Origin of the sequence: Lewinella sp. LCG006, assembly GCF_040784935.1 — a bacterium.
Lineage (GTDB): Bacteria > Bacteroidota > Bacteroidia > Chitinophagales > Saprospiraceae > Lewinella.
Window position 1 is genome coordinate 5,367,817 of the sequence record NZ_CP160680.1, and the last position, 17,995, is coordinate 5,385,811.

A 17,995-nucleotide genomic window follows, 5' to 3' on the forward strand; every position below is an offset into this window, starting at 1 on the left:
ATGAAACACCAAACCTTAATATTCATCCTACTATTCGGTTTTTTCAGCATACACCTCCACGCCCAGCCGATTGGTGGAAGTGTTGATACCCTTGATCTGGGTGGTGAAGATGTAGCAACCAATATGAATGCCAGTCGAGGCCTGGACCAAGCAATTGCTAATCGTAATTGGTGGCTCGATTTTTTAATGGCTGATTCCATCAGAGCGAGACCAGGACTGACCTACCACCAGTCTATTGATCTGTGTGCCAGGAATTACAATTTTGGCCCTGGTTCGTGGGTGTTATACAAGGACTTGAACATCTTTTTCTTTCTAGCAGATTTGGAGTCACTTCAAAGCAACCTTGCATGGCATACTTACCGGAATAGTAATATGAAAACCGATGCTGGCCCGGTTCGTCAGTCTCCGCTGGGAGGGCGTGGTCGTCCTGCCGCACAGAACAGTGATCGTGTCATTTCCAACCCCAATGCTACCATCAGTAGTGCTGCTGCACCACCGCTGTATCCTTTTGTTCGTCAAGATGTTTTAGGGGAGGATAATGCCCGCAAGAATCCTCGGTACGTATATCACCAAAAGGTAGTAAGAGGACGTACCAGTCCTGATATGGGTTACCTCTCTGCGTATAAAAATACCCAGGCACTTAATCGACTGTACCATTTGGCCTTCTATGATGGCACTAATGATGATTACTATTTCTACGGTACCCCAAACGCAATTGTGCATCCTGATCCGATGATTGATGTTGGGAAGGCAGTGATGGCCGTCTATCTGGATATTTCAGCAATGGTAGAAGGTGGGATGAAGACGGCCTATAACCAGCAGAACCGTTCCACACAGGCCACCAAGTTAAGTGCTAGTCAGGTACAGCAGGCTATCCCACTGCTGAAAAATGTACCGATACCTTTTAATTATAAGCGGATACTGGGTGCCAGGCGTCAGCAACTTAATGCGAATCTACCCGGACTAGAAAGCTCTCTGGAAGCATTGGTAGCACAGAGGGACGTATGCAGCGCTTTCTTGAGTCAGACTGAGTTGAGCTTATTCAATTGGTTGATCAACCAAAAAAGGGAACTTGTTGCTTGGCAAACAGCCGCAATAGATGGGTTGGCAACCATTCTCAGTGCTCCTGGAAATGCCGCAACTTACAGCCAGTTGGCAGTCGTTTCCGAGTATCTACGCGTAAGTACCGTTCTACTTAAGAACCTTACGGAAAACCAGAAGCTGTATGATGCGCTAAACCTTGTCAAGATCTCGTATCACGATGCTGTATGGGCTGCTGAGCGAGATTTTAGGATGAAGCTCAATGAGTGAGGGGATTTTGCCAGTGTTACTAATGCTTCTCCGTGCGCTGTTGTTCCACGAAAAGTAGAGGACCTTCAGCACAAACTACTTAGTGCAAGGTAGAGAGATATGTGAAAACCTAAATGGAATGCGGTCCAAATACCTTTTACTTTTTACCTTGTACTTTGTGGTTACAGTTTGCTGAAAATAAGTCCCTTGTGTCCACTTTGAAGTAACCGCGTAAGTAGAACCGGAGATAAACCGCAGCTAAAAATAAGCTTTTACATTTTTTATGAAATACGAACTCAGTCACGATACCATCGCTCGCCAGGTCTTTGAAAAGGCCAGCATCGAGGCACGTACGCGCCGCAAGGTGGAGCGTTTTGTACGCGAGCGTCATGAAGCTTGGCAGCAGCGTGGTGCGCGACTGACACAGGATGACCTTGATTACATCGGCCCTTATCTTGGTCAGATCAATCTGACAAAAGAGGAAGACCAATTCATTGTAATGGGGCGTAAAGAATTGGTTCGGCAAGGGCGTCGCCGCCGATTGCTTATTACGAGTATCATCGCCATATTGGCTTTAACTACCATCGCGGCTATTTTTCAGTCTAGAGCCGCAGAAAGGGAACGTTTAACCGCTGAAGAGGCTCGTCAGGATGCTGATAAAAAAGCAATTGCGCTGGCGCTCAATGAGCAGGCCCTACAGGCCTCCTTGTTGGAGGCTAAAATTGCCAATGATACGGCTAGAATAAGAAGAATTGAAGCTGAAATAGCTACAGAAAAAGCTAAGATAAGCGCATTGATCGCTAATCGTGCTCAGCGTTCTGCCGAACAGCGGGCATTGGAAACTAAAATTCTGGGAGTGGTCAATGTTGCCAGATCATTACCGCTAGAGCAGCGAGATTTGGCACTTCGATTAGCACAAGTAGCCAATGAAATGCCAGGGGCATCATCCCTGCCGCAAGCTGCTGAGGTATTAACTGATTTATTCTACCAGCAAATCGCTTCGGGCAAAGGAACCGGCAACCCTTTGTACCAGTACGTATTCACCCATGATGATGTAGTAAATTCGGTGCGATTTTCTCCTGATGGTTCTAAAGTGTTGACCAGTGACCGAGATGGTTGGGTGAAACTTTGGGATCGGTCAAGCGGAAGTTTGTTAGTTAGTCGAAATTTAGCGAGTAGTGTGAATTTTGTTGAATTCTCACCTGATGGTAGCCGAATTCTAGCTACAACCTACTCGAAGACTGTACATTGGCAGTTGAATGATGCCGATGTTTCCTCATTGCCTGATGTCAACGAACCACTACTAAGGGCGATGTTTTCCCGTGATGGTCAAAGTGTTTTGCAAATTGGTCAGCAGAAAATAATGCTTACAGATCTGGCGGGTGAGGTAAGATGCTTAATTGAAGAGCATGGTGAATCAATTACTTTTGGTTGTTTTGGGCCAGATGAGCAAAATATTTGGGTAGGCTATAAGGACGGAACGATCAAGTGCTTTTCTGCTAATGATGGTAGCCTGCAAAGAAGCTGGCACAAGCATAATAGTTTTATCCACTGGCTGGTCTTTGCTCCAGACGGAAACCGCTTCATCGCCCTGGAAGATCGAGGAGCAGCAAAAATCTGGTCGCTAGATGGCGAATTACTATACAAAGTGCCAAATGGTGCAAAGTTTGCCACCTGGTCTCCCGATGGAAAATACCTGTCAACAGGCACTATTAGCGGTACTTTGCAGCTTTGGCAAAAAGACAGCGTTCTGGTTTTTAGTAAGCAAGCACATGAGGAGTATATCCGTTATCTTGATTTTTCCGCTGATGGTCAACTGTTGCTGACTGTCAGTGGCGATGGGCTGGCCAAAATTTGGGATTTAAAAGGTCAGCTTAAGCAAGTTTTGCGTGGTCATACTAAAGACCTTCGCACCGCTCGGTTTTCTCCGGATGGCAAGTTTGTAGTTACTGGTAGCGTAGATTTTACGGCGCGCCTCTGGCCATTGGATGGCGTGTTGCTGCAAAGGATTGGAGGAGATGAAACAAAATGGTTTTCACTAGTAAACTATCTTCCTAATCATGATTACCTGCTGACGCAAAAGTATGGCAACCTGAGCCTCTGGAATCGAGAGGAGGAGTGCCTGGCCAGGCTCGGAACTTCAGAGGGATCATCAATGGTAAAAGAAGGGCGTGATCTCATTGCCATCAATCAAAAGGGAGGGTTAGCTCTCCTGAATGGCAATGGCACGAAAATTAAGGATATAAGTGCTGGGGATGCTGATCAGCGCTTTGTGGGAATAGAATTTATTAAGGGTGGGCAAACGCTGGTAACTGTAGCCAAGCAGGGACTGGTACAAGAATGGGATGGCAAAGGAGAGCTGGTACAAGAATTTAACATCAATGAGCAAAACCTGCGACTTACTGCCCTCGCACCAAAGCGTCAAATACTTTGCCTGGCAGGGTACCAGGAGAATGTTTGGATGTATAATCTAGCAGGCAAACGCTTAGCACACTTAGCCCACGGAAACAATTACAATGTTACCGCCATAGCTTTTTCTGCCGATGAGCAGGAGGTGTACTTGAGTTATCAAGACCAGATTATTCGACGTTGGAGTACCGATGGACGTTTGCTTGCGGAATGGAAATACGCAGGCAGTTGGGCCGATTACCTGGTTCCAATATCATCAGGTAAAGCAATTATTACCAATGGTATCGATGAAGGACTGGCAATTTGGAGCAAGGAGGGGAAACTATTACAGGTATTACCACACCCTAGTGCTGTCCAGTCATTCAAGCTCAGTCCGGACGGAAAGTTACTTTTGAGTTTTACTGCGGAAGGAACTAGTTTAAGTGGAATATTCCACCTGTGGGACATGGAGCGCAAGCAGAAGATTTATCAGTGGGGAGATCAAATTAACAAGTATGACAATGCCTTTTTTTCGGCTGACGGTAGACGAGTGATCACAGTATCCGAGGATGACTTTATTGACTACTGGCCATTGGTAGATGAAGTCTACAACTACCTCAAAAACGAAGCCGCCATCCCCCAACTCACCCCCGAACAACGAAAACTATATGGCATTGATTAATAGATTAGCAAGCAGTAAAGACGCATTGCAATGCGTCTCAATAACACCAACAATATGACCCCCATCATCTTCCTCACCTTCGCCAATGACCCCGATGCGCATCTGGCACTCCTCAAAGAGGAAAGTCGGCGCTTGTACGGCGCACTCGAAGAACTGGACCGTAAAGAATACCTCAAGCTTATCCGCGAGGAGAGTGCGCAGGTAAAGGACATCTTCGCTTCTTTCACGAAAAACAAGGACCGGATTGCCATTTTTCACTACGCTGGCCACGCCGCAGGCACCCAATTGAATCTGGAAGGCGGCAGCGGGAACGCGGAAGGCTTGGCACAACTGCTAGGGCAGCAAGAAGGGCTACAGCTGGTCTTCCTCAATGGCTGTTCCACCAAGGGGCAGGTGCAGACCCTGCTGGCGGCGGGCGTGCCGGCGGTGATCGCTACGGCCGTGCCCATAGAAGACCGCAAGGCCATGGAGTTTAGCCAGCAGTTTTACGAGGCGCTGGCCAATCGCCGTACCATCGAGCAGGCCTTCAAGATGGCGCAGGCCTACCTGGAAACCAAGTTTAGCAAGAGCGTGGAAGTGGTCATGAGGGATGCTTCCTGGGTGGGTGCTGCCGTACAAGACAATAGTATGGACATGCCCTGGGGCATTTACGTGCAGGAAGCTCGAAAAACAGAAATCCTGAGCTGGAAGCTACCCTTCTTCCGCCCAGTGGGCTTGCCACAGGATATGATCCAGTACATCGGAAGTAGCTTTACGGCTAATCGCTACATCGTGCTGGTACTGGATGAGATGTGTAAATACAACCCGGATATTTATGCCCAGATGGTGGAGAAAAGAGGGGAGGAGACCATCAAAAAAGACTCCAAACACTTCCCCTGGTTGGTAATTGAGAATTTTCCCTGGCCGATTGGTTCGCAGATACGCTTGCTGCGTTTTTATGATAAACCCAATGTAGAGCGGCTGGAACACCTGGTGAGTACTTATTTGATAACGAGCCAATTGCTGTATTACATTCTGGTATCGGATTTGTGGGAACAATCACGGGGAACCATTCATGACGCGAAATGGCCACAGCTGGAACAACAGAAAGCTGCTTTTACCAACTTCGATTTTCTGGGGCAAATACCGGCTTTGTACAACCAAATTACCGGAGTAGGAATGCCCTTTATCGGAGAGTTGGAAATGCTGGCGACGGACTTGCAAAATGCAGAAAGTCCGCTATCTAAAGCGCATACTTTTTTAGAAAAAATGCGGAAAGAGTTACAAACCAATCCTCCCACCGCTGACCTGGATAAGTTGTGCCTGAGAACCGAGCAAGCCGTTTCCATTGTGCTGCGCGCCGCGGCATTCCTGGCCAGGTATCGCCTACTTACAGTACGTAATGTGTCTATCAATCGTCCGCGATTTGAACCCCTGGCTTACGAGCTGGACATGGGCCCACTGAACGCTACCCAAGGCACGGGTCTGAACCTCTATCAGGATCAGGAATACCGCCGCAAGGAGAACTATTCCGATAGCTCTTCGATCATTCTGGTGTCTAACGAAAAGCACCTCGACAAGTCTTTGAATCTTTCCCCTTTCATCATTGACAAAAACACTTTTGTGAAAGTCAAGAAGAGCGAAACGACGGAGCAGGACCGCCTCGCACACATCTTTCTGATGGGCTGGGAGGAAGAGGATCGCCTGACCTACCTCGCTGTGGATCACAGCTTCTTCCACGCGCTGGACAACGAAGACGATCAGATTCATACCAACATGACCCAGGAGGATTTTACGGAAGGCCGCAACCTCAAAGAAGATGACTTTGGTGATGACTTCGGCCTCGATTTCGGTCTCGATACCGATACGGGTAGTGATGACAGCCCGAAAGTCTTTCAACTATTGTACGACCAGTACCTCCTTTGCAAAAACGACCTTACCCAATGATCACTAATCCATTCAAATTCCTTGACGCCTACGACAAGGAGGACAAAGACCGCTTTTTTGGTCGCAATAAAGAAACCGCCCAGCTGTTCAATGCGGTACACGCCTCTGGCTTGGTCTTACTTTATGGTGCTTCGGGTACCGGCAAGACCAGTCTCGTCAACTGTGGCTTGGCCAACCGCTTTCAGAAGACCGACTGGCTGCCCATCTTCATCCGTAGGGGTAGTGACCTCAACCGTTCCGTACTACGAGAAATAGACAAGCATACGAGCACCCAATGGAAGGACGACACACCACTGCGGCATCGCGTAAAAGACCTTTATTTGGAAACTTACCGTCCTGTCTACCTGATCTTCGATCAGTTTGAAGAACTCTACATCATGGGAACGGAGGCCGAGCAACAGCAGTTTCACCAATCCATCAGTAACCTCCTACAGGCGGGCTTGCAGTGCAAAATCCTGCTGATCATCAGGGAAGAGTACATCGCCTACCTGTCGGAATTTGAAAAAGTGGTGCCCCCGCTGTTTGATAACCGCTTGCGCATCGAAAAGATGAACGACAACAACCTCAGCAAGGTCGTATTGGGCACCTGCCGCTACGGAAAGATTGATGTAAAAAAGCCCAAGGAAACCACGGGCATGATTCTGGATAATCTCCGGAGCCCCCGCGAAGGCATTGATCTGACCAACCTGCAGGTCTACCTAGATCGTCTCTGGCGGCGTGATCTCGACCGCCAGGGCACGCAACAACCCGACCAGGTGACCTTTGATCCCGAACTGGTGAAAGCCGTTGGTCCCATGCAAAATGTCCTGTCCGAATTTCTGGACGAGCAGATGCGGGAGATTGAAATCGGTTTGCAAAAGCGGGGGGTCAAAAGCCCGGAAGGACTGCCACTAGAGGTGTTGTTTACCCTCGTCACAGAAGACGGAACCAAGCGAAGCAAAGACCCCGTATCTATCCTGGAAGATATGCCCCGCAATCGAAAGCTGAGCGCTACCGACCTGGAGTTTTGTCTTTCTGAGTTCGAGCGAATCAAGTTGTTGCGCCGTTTTGCGGAAGAAGTAGGAGCATCGCCTGGCGAGGGTTAGCAAGTCGCTGATTTGCATTTAAAGAAGCAACTAAATGAAGTCAGAGACTTGCTAACATTATGCGTCGCATCGGAGACACCAGCAAGCGAAGTGAGTGAATGGCTTTACTTCACCTTCACCATCCTCACGGTTCTTTGTCCTTGCTTGGTTTGTACACGACAATAATAGGAACCAACCGGCAATTGGTGGGTTTCGATACTGATACGATGCTTGCCAGCGGGAAAAACCCGGTTGCTGATGACCCTCAACTCGTGACCAATCACGTCGTAGATGCTGATTTTTACCCATTCATTACCCGTCGTCAATTCCAAAGAGGTGTGATCACGGAATGGGTTGGGGTAAATGTTAAGGGACAATGATTCTCCCAAGGCATTGGTCGTGTCGGTGATGGAACAATCCCGCAAAATGGGGAGGTGCTGGAAATCTTCAAACAACAGGTTGCGAACATCACTTTCGGCAACGGAGAACCAGTCCATCAATACTGAGCCATATACCGAACGGAAATCGTACTGCATAGGTACCCCTTCCTGATTGTCAACATCAGGAGAAATTTCGGGATTGTCACCAATAACTCCGGCATTGACACAAGCACCAAAGACGATCAAAGGTGCTGCTGTGCCGTGGTCGGTACCAAAACTGGCATTGGAGCGAATCCGGCGTCCAAACTCGGAATAAGTCATTCCTATAACGCGTTCCTCTAAGCCTTGGAGTTTCAGATCATCCTGGAAAGCACAAATGGCATCACCAAGGGTTTTTAAGAGTGCGGCATGTTCACCAGCGGTAGGATCACCTTCGACGGTTTGGTCGGCGTGGGTATCGAAACCACCGAGGCTGACGACGTATATTTTGGTACCCAAACCACCCGAAATAAGCCGGGCGACTGTTCTGAGTTTGATCGCTAGCGCATTATCATCGGAATACTTATTGGAAAGGTTGACTCCGCTGAGGTTGGCCGATTCGATGACGTCATTGTAAGCATTGGTTTGCTCAATGGTATTGATCAGAAAAGCCAGTCGGTTTCCGTAGCAGCCTTCCGCCAAATCATTGTTGGTAGGGGCCGCTAAAGCGCTGAGGTTTTCGGGGTCAACTACGGCAAGACTAAAGTTGCCACTTATTCCCTGGCAGGTTTCCGTTACGACCGAACCAATGGTCATGGCCAGTGGGTCAGGACAGCTTTCATTGGGGTAACCCTCTGGAAATCCAGGGAACTGGGTATCTAGATAACGGCCAAGCCATCCGGTGTCCAGAAAATCATCGGCATCGGAGGCGGTATGCCAGATGTCTAAGGATCGAAAGTGGGAGCGGTTTTGATTGGGGTAACCAACGCTTTGGATAATATTGGCCTTACCTTCGTTGAATACTTCTTCCAGTCCCGTAAGGGCAGGGTTGAGGGCGACGGTATCCGTGATGTTGAGCAAGCTACTTTCCGGAATCATGATGTTGCTACGCACGGCAGCAAAGCCATCCTGCTGATCACGTGGAATGATGGTATTGAGACCGTCATTGCCACCATTCAACTGAATCAGTACCAGTACTCGGTCACTTTCACCGTTGAGGAGATTGAGGAAAGACTTGTCAGAAATGGCTGAAACAGGTACACCACCCAACAGTAAAGGCGCAGAAAGCAGGGAGCTTTTTTGGAGGAAAGATCTTCTTTTCATGATGTTTTACTTTGTTGGCTGGGATTAAATAAGGTGAAATTCTGGCATCTTGAATAAGGTGCTAAACAGGGATGTGAGCTTGGTCAAAATGGCATCTCGCAAATCTGGATCATCGGGGTTCTGCAAATAATCGGCATACTCTACGGTCCACTCGAAGTCAGGTAGACCAGGAATCAGAACTTCTTTGAGGAAATCCCGCTGGTTATCCGCCATGGGATAAGCAAATAAATAGAGCGCCACCTGTTCCAACATACTATTGGGGTCCAGGTTGTTATCCATCTCGGCGATAAAATCGAGCAGATTGAGTTGCCAGCGAGCACCTCCCAGGGTATACCCACTTAGCAGTCGATCTCCAGCTTCTTGGCGAAGCGGCAAGCTGACGGAGTTGATCCAGACATTGTAATACTGAGGAGCTTGGTAGAATGCTTTCCAACCTGCGACAGAAGGTGGTTCTAATATTTCCATCTCCAATCCTTCCGCCAACCTACGCAACTGGTTCCAGAAGCGGTACTGGTTGAGTAGATTGGCATCGCTACTCATTTTCAGGGTATTATTTATTTTGAAAATAAAATCCAGTGGATGCGTGACCATACATCCCCGGTGAGCAGCTTCAAAGAAGTAGTTACTACCCAGCAATGCCTCCAGCGCAGGTTGTATTTCGTAATCATTGTCGATCATGATTTGAGCCATCGGATCAATGATATTGGCTTCTACAACGGCATCAATATCCGCACTTACAAACCAGATATGTAGTTGACGACAAAGGAAACGAGCTACTTCATTTTGCTGTAAAATGAGATCAATAACTACCTTGTATTCCTGGTCGCCAGCATTGGCAATCACTGCATTGCCAAAACGATGTGACAATTGTTTTTCTCCTTCATCATGGCGACTAGGGACAAATACTCCAGCAGGGATGCCGGTATCATCCGTAACACCTCGCCAACCCGTGAGTGCGCGGGCCATTTGCACCACATCATCTTCCGTATAGTTGGTGTAATCGCCGGGTGCTGCAACATCGCCACGACCAACGGTGAACAGTTCCAGGAGTTCCCGAGCATAATTTTCATTGGGAGCTTGTCGGCTATTTTCATGGCCGTTTAGATAGCGTAACATGGCCGGTGTAACCGTAACTTCCTCTACCATGGCGCGGAAACTTCCCGCTGCATGGGTACGCAAGATGTTGAGGTAATGGTAGCCGAATTGGGCATTATTAGTGGTGAGTGCAAAATGATTGTGCCAACACAGGAAAAGCTTCTCGCGAATAGAAACACCTCCGTTCATCATCAGACCCATCTGCCAACTAAGCAATGAACGAGAACGAGCACCAAAACTTCCCGCAGGGTTAGGATTGGGAAGGGGCGTGTTGACCCACGTTTCACCAAGCCCAACGTTAGGATCATTTTCATAATCATAATAAACCGGTGGATCGGGAAGGGGCTGGTTGGCAAACAATTGCCCAATGGTCGCACTAAGGCCATCAGCAACAGCTTGCTTGATTTGTGATGGCGTGGGCCCAAAGGTGGTTCGCCGCAACAAAAAGGCCGCCTCGGCGGTACTCCACGGACCAGTATAGGGGTCGAGATCGGTGGTAGTAAAGGTAGCACTTGCGGAGGCAATTTGCCGTTTTTGGTCTTGCTGCCCGAATTGCAGGAAGGATCTACGTTTCATCTAAAAGCGTTTTTCGTCTGTCCATTGTCCAAATTTCCTGATTGAGACAAGGAGCATGGGTGTGGGTTTAATGGAAACAGAAATAAATTCTACACGATCAATGGATAAATTTATTCAGGAGTGAACACTGGCACAATTTTCAGTGTCTTACTAAAGAATTTTTGCCATCAAAAAGCTACAATGCAACTCCAAAATACATCATTACTCAGAAATCAAGCCTTTATAAACGGAGAATGGATAGATGCTGACAATCGTGAAACCTTTTCGGTTGTTAATCCGCTCAATCACACCATCATTGGTGCTGTCCCTGCCTTGGGAGCCGCCGAAACAGAAAGAGCGATTGCCGCCGCAGCCGAGGCTTTTACTACCTGGCGAAGCTTTACTGCTTATAAGCGATCCAAGATTTTGCGCCGTTGGTTTGACTTGCAAATAGCACACCTTGATGACCTCGCTACTATCCTGACCACCGAGCAGGGCAAACCCCTCGCGGAAGCGAAAGGAGAGATCAAATACGGAGCGTCGTTTGTTGAGTGGTTTTCCGAAGAGGCTCGACGTATTTATGGAGATGTCATTCCCGCAGATAACAATAGTCAGCGCATTACGGTCATAAAACAACCCGTTGGGGTAGTGGGCGCCATTACGCCCTGGAATTTTCCCAATGCCATGATCACTCGTAAGGTAGCCCCTGCATTGGCTGCTGGTTGTACGGTGGTCATCAAACCTGCTGAAGATACCCCACTCTCGGCTTTGGCACTGGCCGTGTTGGCGGAAGAAGCAGGCTTTCCCAAAGGCGTATTCAATGTGATAACGACCGAGGATGCCGCTACGGTGGGAGAGACGCTCACCAAGAGTGAGATTGTCCGTAAAATCAGTTTCACCGGTTCCACGAAAGTGGGAAAAATATTAATGAAACAAAGTGCGAGCACCATCAAGAAGCTATCACTGGAATTAGGAGGTAATGCTCCCTTCATTGTTTTCGATGATGCGGATGTTGATGCAGCCGTAAGTGGTGCTATTGCCGCTAAGTATCGCAATGCAGGTCAGACTTGTATTTGTGCCAACCGCATTTATGTACACGATAGTATTTATGAGGAGTTTGTCACTAAACTAAGCAAGGCTTCGGCAGCTTTGAAAGTAGGGAATGGATTGGAAGAAGGTGTAGATATTGGTCCTCTTATCAACAAAGCGGGCCTGGATAAAGTCCACCGTTTATTGGAAGATGCGAAGGCCAAAGGTGGCGAAATCCGCTGTGGTGGTAGCACTTGGGAGGAAAATGAACGTGTTTTCTTGCCCACCGTTATCGCACAGGCAAGCCCGGAGATGGACTTGCGGCGCGAAGAAATTTTTGGCCCTTTAGCACCCGTTTTTAAGTTTTCAACGGAACAGGAGGTCATTGATTTGGCCAACGACACCGAATATGGGCTGGCCAGTTATTTTTATGGCCGCGATTATGCCCGTATCTGGCGCGTTGCCGAAGCCCTGGAATACGGTATGGTAGGTATCAATACCGGCGCAATTTCTACGGCGGTAGCACCTTTCGGTGGAATCAAGGAAAGTGGTACCGGCCGGGAAGGCTCTCGCTACGGTATCGACGAATACCTGGAAATTAAATACCTCTGTTGGGGTGGGGTAGAAGCGTAAGGAACCATTCCTTTTTATGTAATACTTAAGTTGACTGTTGTATCTTGCAGGCCTAACAACCTACTATGATGAAGGCTCCTGAGGTCGCACCAAAACAAACTTTGACTTTTCCGTTTTCAAAAGAAACGGTTAACGTTATCCGTACTACCCTGCGAAACAATATCGACTTAACAGCAATTGCCGATAATAAAGCGAATGTTTTACTGAGTTTGAATGCTGTGATGATTGCCTTTATAGTGCCGCTGGCCATTTCTAATTTGGAAGTCATTTTTGAATACACCCTCTTCGTACCTCTTTTCTTTTTGGCAGCTACCTGCTTTGCCACCATCTATATTTCTACACTTGTGCTTGCTCCCTTTGATTTTGATACCTTCAACGAAGAACTCCCCGAAGGCATGGAGGCCAGTCCTTTTTTCTTTGGTACCGCCTACAATACGGATCTCACCGCCTATTACGAAAATCTATTACGTACTACGGAAAAGAAAAGCAGTGTACGACAGTTTCTGGCTCAAGATTTGTTCTTCATCGGTCGTCGGCTGGGACAAAAGATGCTGCTGATTCGACGCAGTTTTCAAATCTTCCGCATCGGTATTTTCTTGACGCTGCTGTCTACGGCCTTGGTGCTGATGCTTTGAGTAGAACAACTATACTATACCCGTTACTAAGTGGTCTGGGATATTCTCACTTGTCCTTTTTTGCTCTGACTGCGTTAAAAAGCCTCGCCGAAGCTTAGGCTTCGCCTACGTTTTTCGCCTTGGCAGAGCAAAAAATGACGTTGCGATAATATTCCCAAACCACTTAGTGCCGGGTATATTTACCGCCCGTTCAATTTCCAATCGTATTCTTTAAATGCTACAGCGGTGTCACTGGTCAATGCCGTATCGGTATAGCCATTGATATAATCGACCACTGAGCCGAAGTCGGAACCGTACCAGTCAAAAATCTTTGACAATTCGATACGCTTGGCGGTAATGGTGTTGTAGTTGGTGTTGTTGATGAACTTTCGGGTAAGGCGCTGCAAAGTGCTGTTTAAGTTGTCAGCCGTAAAGGCGCGATTGTGTAATGGCGGGCAAGAAGCTGCTGCACAGTTGACGGCAAAATGGATACGCGCATCACCGTAACGTGGCCTAAGAATATCGTTCTCAATTTGGTTGAGAGAATAAGTTTGACCTCCAATTTTTATCCATTTCGTTGCCCAAGGATTACCCCCATCGATATCTTTGATACTGCCCACTGGATAGTGGTTGATGATCAGCTTGATGGTGTATGCATTGTAGGCGTTGATCCAATAAGCCATGGCCGTATTGCGGTTCCAGCTGCCTTGTGGCGGATATTGTTCCAATTCTGCCAGGTACTCGTTTAGTGGGGCGGGATTCGCTTTGATGTTGCGATAATTTACCTGGCCGGAGCTGCTTACATTGCTTTGCAAAAAGGCATCCCAGCCGCTGTGGTCGGGTGCTGTTTTCGTTTCGGCTACAGGAACGGGAGGTGCTTCTTCTACTACTTTTGGGCCGCTTGGCGGTGTAGATACGGTGGCTGTTGAAGCTTCCGTTATGGTCGGGCCTTGAGGCGCTTGTGCTTTTGGAAGTTCCTGTTGAGCCATTTCTTTCAGCACCACATTTGGAGCTACCTCAGCCCGAGGTTGAATGGTACTGGGTGCTGATTTCGTCTCCACAGCAACGGTTCGAGGGCGAGGTTCAGCCATGTTCGGCGAAGCTTCTTCGGTATTCGTCACCGGCGTAGCATTAGCGGGTGAAGTTTCCGCTATTTGTTCAGCGGTAACAGTTTCTGTAGTCGCCTGACTATCAGTTGGTGTAGGTCCACAGCTTACGATAAAAAAGAGGAGAGATAAAAAAGATAGTGTTCGCATGATAGGTAGCGTATAATTTTTTCAATAAAACTGATCGAAACGGCAATAAGTTGTTCTCCTTTAACAGACTTGTTCTATCGCGGACAGTTTTTTCGCTCTTTTGGGGCGTACTGTTGTTCTTAGGCACTCTCCTTAGGGGCGGGTTTTATACCCACCCTAAGGAGAGTGCCTGACCATACCAAGTACCATTTATCCGAAACTACTCCTTCACAATTTTTGTCACCCGCTGTTCGTGACCATTTTTACTCCGCAGGAAATAAATTCCAGCAGGATAATTTCGCAAATCAATAGCAACGAAATTTCTTCCAGCGTTGAGTGAAGTGCTGTTTTGGGCAACTATTTGCCCTTGGGTATTGACGAGTTGCCATTGTAAATTAGTGGGTCGATTACTGTAATATTCGGTCGTAACCTGCTCCTTCGCCGGATTGGGGAATACCCGCGTTAGCTGAAAACCAATGCCTTGTCTTTCTAGCAGGATAATGTCTGAATACTGAAAACTGCCATCCAGATCAACCGTTTTAATGCGGTAGTACGCCTTGGGCAGGGGATAAACGTCTGACCACTCGTATTTTACTTCTTGCTGACTGTCACCGGCGGCAGGCGTAGTACCTATTTGCTCCCAGGTAGGTTCATCTGGTAGTAAGCGCTCAATCTGGTGGTACTTGGTGTTTTCTTCCAGGCTACTGGCCCAGCTTAATAGGTTGATCTTATCCAGTGTTGATCCCCGGAAATACTTCATTTCAATAGGGAGAATGGCCGCGTTGGAGCGAGGGAAGAAGCTTGAGAAGCTGTTGATTTTGTATTCCAAAAGGTGCGTAGCGCCAACGAAATTCTCCATTGCGTAGTTGGCAGTAATGATTTGAGGCGTACCATTATTGTAATCACCACAAGTTCCACCACTAAGTTTCAATAATTCAATTTCTTGAAGATCATTGGGTCCACCCGCAGCAATGAGATCCTGAAATTCCTGCTCTGTCAAATAAAGCCTCACCGTGGCGGCATTATTGGTGGATACATTGATCAACCAATCGCGATCGAGAAGTGGGAAGTCCTCTGCGTCTTTACGTACACTACCTGAATTGATGTTGAACTCTACGGAGATATTGCCCAGGTTATTGAATTGGTCGTTGACCGAAGCAATACGGTTGCCACTACCATCCGTGATGTGAATCCATTGACCATTACCTGCAGAGGTCGCTGTGAAGGTCGTCCCACAGCCACCACCACTGGTGGGAGCTGCATCACAAATGATTCCTGCATCGGTTATAGAGAAACTGAAATTGCCTAAGGTGCCACTCCAACCATCAATTTGAATATAGTAAGACTTACCGGGTATCAGACAACTTTGATTGGTAATGCGTGGGCTGTAGCCGCCGGCACTTCCTGAATCATCATTGGCCGCTACCATCATCCGGTTTCCCGGAACCAATAATGATTGGCAGTTATCTGCTTCCCAAAGGGCCATTTGTAAATCGACGGGCGTGTTGAAATCGATGTCAATACTTCCAGAGGTTGGTGCTGTGAATTTAAACCATACCGTATTGTGGAGCGTGCTTTCACACCAGCCGTATTGAACGTCACACCCCGAAGCTTTAGGCTTAGGCTCATTGTTTTGAACGGTAGCACCGTAGTTGGAACACACGACTGGGGCGCCATCAATATTAAGCGTGATATCTAATGCATCGCACACATCATCGTTGGAGCAATTGATGGGAGCGTTGTATAAATTTGTAGCCGTATAGGTACAACTCAATTCTTCCGTGAACAAGGCCGTGACACTTACCGCTTGCCCGTCGGCAGGTAATCCGGTAATGGTTACGGTTTGTGGACTTCCGGTAATAGCAACGTTGACTGTTTGACCAGCTGCGGTTACTTCAAGCGTACCAGTCATTGGCGCAAAGCTGTAGTAAACATTAAAGGCCTGGTCATATGTACCTCCGCTAAAATTGAAAGGCGATCCACTACGGGTAATATCCGTTATGGCACAGTCAGTACTGCACAAGTCGTAGTCGAAACTGATCAGATCCCCTGAGGTGCTGATGGAAGAGATATTGATGTTAGAAACAGCACCACTGTAGATATTGGAATTGGGGTTGGTACTACAGCTGAATTCATTATTAGCACTAGCACCAGGATACAGGTCGCCGTTATCACCACTATTGACGTTTAAGTTCATATCCCGGTTGCCATCGGCTTGCTCCAGGTCCACGATTGGGCGGTTTTCATTACTGTTGGAGCTGCGGCTAGCATCAATATGATAAATCGCCAAGCCTTCTCCGGGGATGTAGGCATCCCAGCCTATTTTCTGCCGGTTTTCCAAAAGGAAATATTCGTCATTATCCGGCGTATTGAAACGGTAGCTTTCGTCGCTGTTATCACTATAGCCCATATTGGCAATACTGCCCGTTCCGTCCAGTAGGTCAGGTACAATCCAGCCAAGTTCTTCTTTACACCAGGCAGAAAACTGTGCCGGGGTTTTGCCGCTATTGTTCCAGGTACCTCCCGCCATACAACACCAGCGACCCAGTCCGCGCGAAGAACCATCGGTGTCATAGAGATCAGGTAAACCTAAAGCATGACCAAATTCGTGGACAAATACGCCAATGTTCGCAATGTTTGTAGCGCCAAATTTTTCCGGTTGAATGATATAATCGTTGATGATTTTACCGTCGTATGTGACACTCAAGCCACCCGCGGCAAGTACCCATCGGTGCGACCAAATGTCAGCAACGTTACCTGATTCTTCTGCTCCGCGGCCCGAATGGATAATTTCTACCACATCTACCCGCCCATCTCCGTCGCCGTCGTATTGGGAAAAATCCACGCCTGCGGCTTCGGCAGCATCTACTGCTTCTCGAATCAAGGGAACCGCATTTAGGAAATTGGGATTGGCCATATTCTCTATACCGTAGGTCGCTCGGTTATTTTCTGCGGTATACCAACCTTCTACATCGGTATTTACAGTTAAGAGCCCGTAAGAGATATCCAGGTAGTAGTCTCTGAAACTACCAGAACTGCCATTGACGCTGTAGCCAACCTCGTTGGCCATATTATCAAAGTTTCCTTGTGGATAAGTGAACAGTTGATTGGGGAAATCAATCAAAAGCAACAGCGCTTTTTGTACACCAGCAGGAGGGAAGATGGAGCTGGTTCCGGGCTCATCATCGTAATTTTTGAGTTGATCCGTGGCTGCGAGTTCCGCAAGGCGAACGCCTTCATAACGCAAATGTGGCCTTATGACTTGCAAAAGGGCGATTTCTGTACTGGAACGGTTTTCTGGTGCTGCCACGGGGACGCCGGTGAGGTACAGGTCGCCCTTGTTACCACGTGTAGCGTACCGATAGTAGTTATCATTCTTGTCCTGAAGGATGGTATATCCATCTAGTGTTTCCAAATAAGCAGCAGGCCCTTCGGTAAAGAGGTAGGCCATAAAAGTATTGCCATCGGGTTGGATCAACTCAATGGGGTCTGGATAGGGTGCTACCCTGCAATAAGTACTGCTACTATGGTCAATACTTATCGTTTTACTAGCTTTTTCGAATGGATGGTTTGGATTTGATTGCTGGCAAGAGAAGCAGCATAACAAAAGTAGCATTCCGCAAGTGGCGGATGTTAGTTGATGTGCAAGCATTTTTTTCATGTGTTAAGGGGGCACCTCTGATGGTTAAAAAAGTAATCTCACAAATGAAATAATAGCATATTGTTTTTTTTGCAAATCAAGTGGTTTGTTGTGACAGTGTAAAGTGTAGCTCTAGACTTGTTCTGCGGGGTCAGTTTACCC

Annotated in this window: 10 protein-coding genes; 6 read left to right on the forward strand and 4 right to left on the reverse strand. The window is 47.6% G+C overall.

Features of this window, described 5'->3' with window-relative positions:
- The 4 genes from AB0L18_RS19355 to AB0L18_RS19370 all read left to right on the forward strand — a co-directional run bounded on the left by AB0L18_RS19355 (position 1) and on the right by AB0L18_RS19370 (position 7,371).
- A complete protein-coding gene (locus AB0L18_RS19355; RefSeq protein ID WP_367388964.1) occupies positions 1-1,311 on the forward strand; it encodes a hypothetical protein in 1,311 nt (436 codons plus the stop codon).
- A gap of 262 nt (positions 1,312-1,573) precedes the next feature.
- Entirely contained in the window at positions 1,574-4,360 is a 2,787-nt protein-coding gene (locus tag AB0L18_RS19360; protein ID WP_367388965.1) for a hypothetical protein, read from the forward strand.
- A gap of 30 nt (positions 4,361-4,390) precedes the next feature.
- Positions 4,391-6,286 (forward strand): CHAT domain-containing protein, encoded by a 1,896-nt coding sequence (locus tag AB0L18_RS19365; protein ID WP_367388966.1) that lies wholly within the window; start codon positions 4,391-4,393, stop codon positions 6,284-6,286.
- Positions 6,283-7,371 carry an AAA family ATPase gene (locus AB0L18_RS19370; protein ID WP_367388967.1) on the forward strand — a complete coding sequence of 363 codons (1,089 nt, stop codon included), beginning with the start codon at positions 6,283-6,285 and terminating at the stop codon, positions 7,369-7,371. Before AB0L18_RS19365 ends, AB0L18_RS19370 begins: the two co-directional genes overlap by 4 nt.
- Positions 7,372-7,475: 104 nt before the next feature.
- On the opposite strand, the gene AB0L18_RS19375 is transcribed toward AB0L18_RS19370, so the two are convergent.
- Both AB0L18_RS19375 and AB0L18_RS19380 read right to left on the reverse strand, forming a co-directional pair.
- Positions 7,476-9,032, reverse strand: coding sequence for a DUF1501 domain-containing protein (locus tag AB0L18_RS19375; RefSeq protein ID WP_367388968.1), 1,557 nt, complete (start codon positions 9,030-9,032; stop codon positions 7,476-7,478).
- A 24-nt stretch (positions 9,033-9,056) separates the two neighbouring features.
- Complete coding sequence (locus AB0L18_RS19380; protein ID WP_367388969.1) at positions 9,057-10,703, reverse strand: DUF1800 family protein; 1,647 nt, start codon at positions 10,701-10,703, stop codon at positions 9,057-9,059.
- 180 nt (positions 10,704-10,883) lie between these two features.
- Between AB0L18_RS19380 and AB0L18_RS19385 the strand changes: the two genes are divergently transcribed.
- Together AB0L18_RS19385 and AB0L18_RS19390 are read left to right on the forward strand one after the other, a co-directional pair.
- Positions 10,884-12,344, forward strand: coding sequence for an NAD-dependent succinate-semialdehyde dehydrogenase (locus tag AB0L18_RS19385; protein WP_367388970.1), 1,461 nt, complete (start codon positions 10,884-10,886; stop codon positions 12,342-12,344).
- Between the two features lie 65 nt (positions 12,345-12,409).
- Positions 12,410-12,979: a Pycsar system effector family protein gene (locus AB0L18_RS19390; RefSeq protein ID WP_367388971.1), complete on the forward strand. Its 570-nt coding sequence runs from the start codon at positions 12,410-12,412 to the stop codon at positions 12,977-12,979.
- A gap of 179 nt (positions 12,980-13,158) precedes the next feature.
- Here AB0L18_RS19390 and AB0L18_RS19395 read toward each other — a convergent pair whose 3' ends face one another.
- Both AB0L18_RS19395 and AB0L18_RS19400 read right to left on the reverse strand, forming a co-directional pair.
- Complete coding sequence (locus AB0L18_RS19395) at positions 13,159-14,214, reverse strand: DUF547 domain-containing protein (protein ID WP_367388972.1); 1,056 nt, start codon at positions 14,212-14,214, stop codon at positions 13,159-13,161.
- A gap of 199 nt (positions 14,215-14,413) precedes the next feature.
- Complete coding sequence (locus AB0L18_RS19400) at positions 14,414-17,809, reverse strand: M6 family metalloprotease domain-containing protein (RefSeq protein WP_367388973.1); 3,396 nt, start codon at positions 17,807-17,809, stop codon at positions 14,414-14,416.
- Between the last annotated feature and the right edge of the window lie 186 nt (positions 17,810-17,995).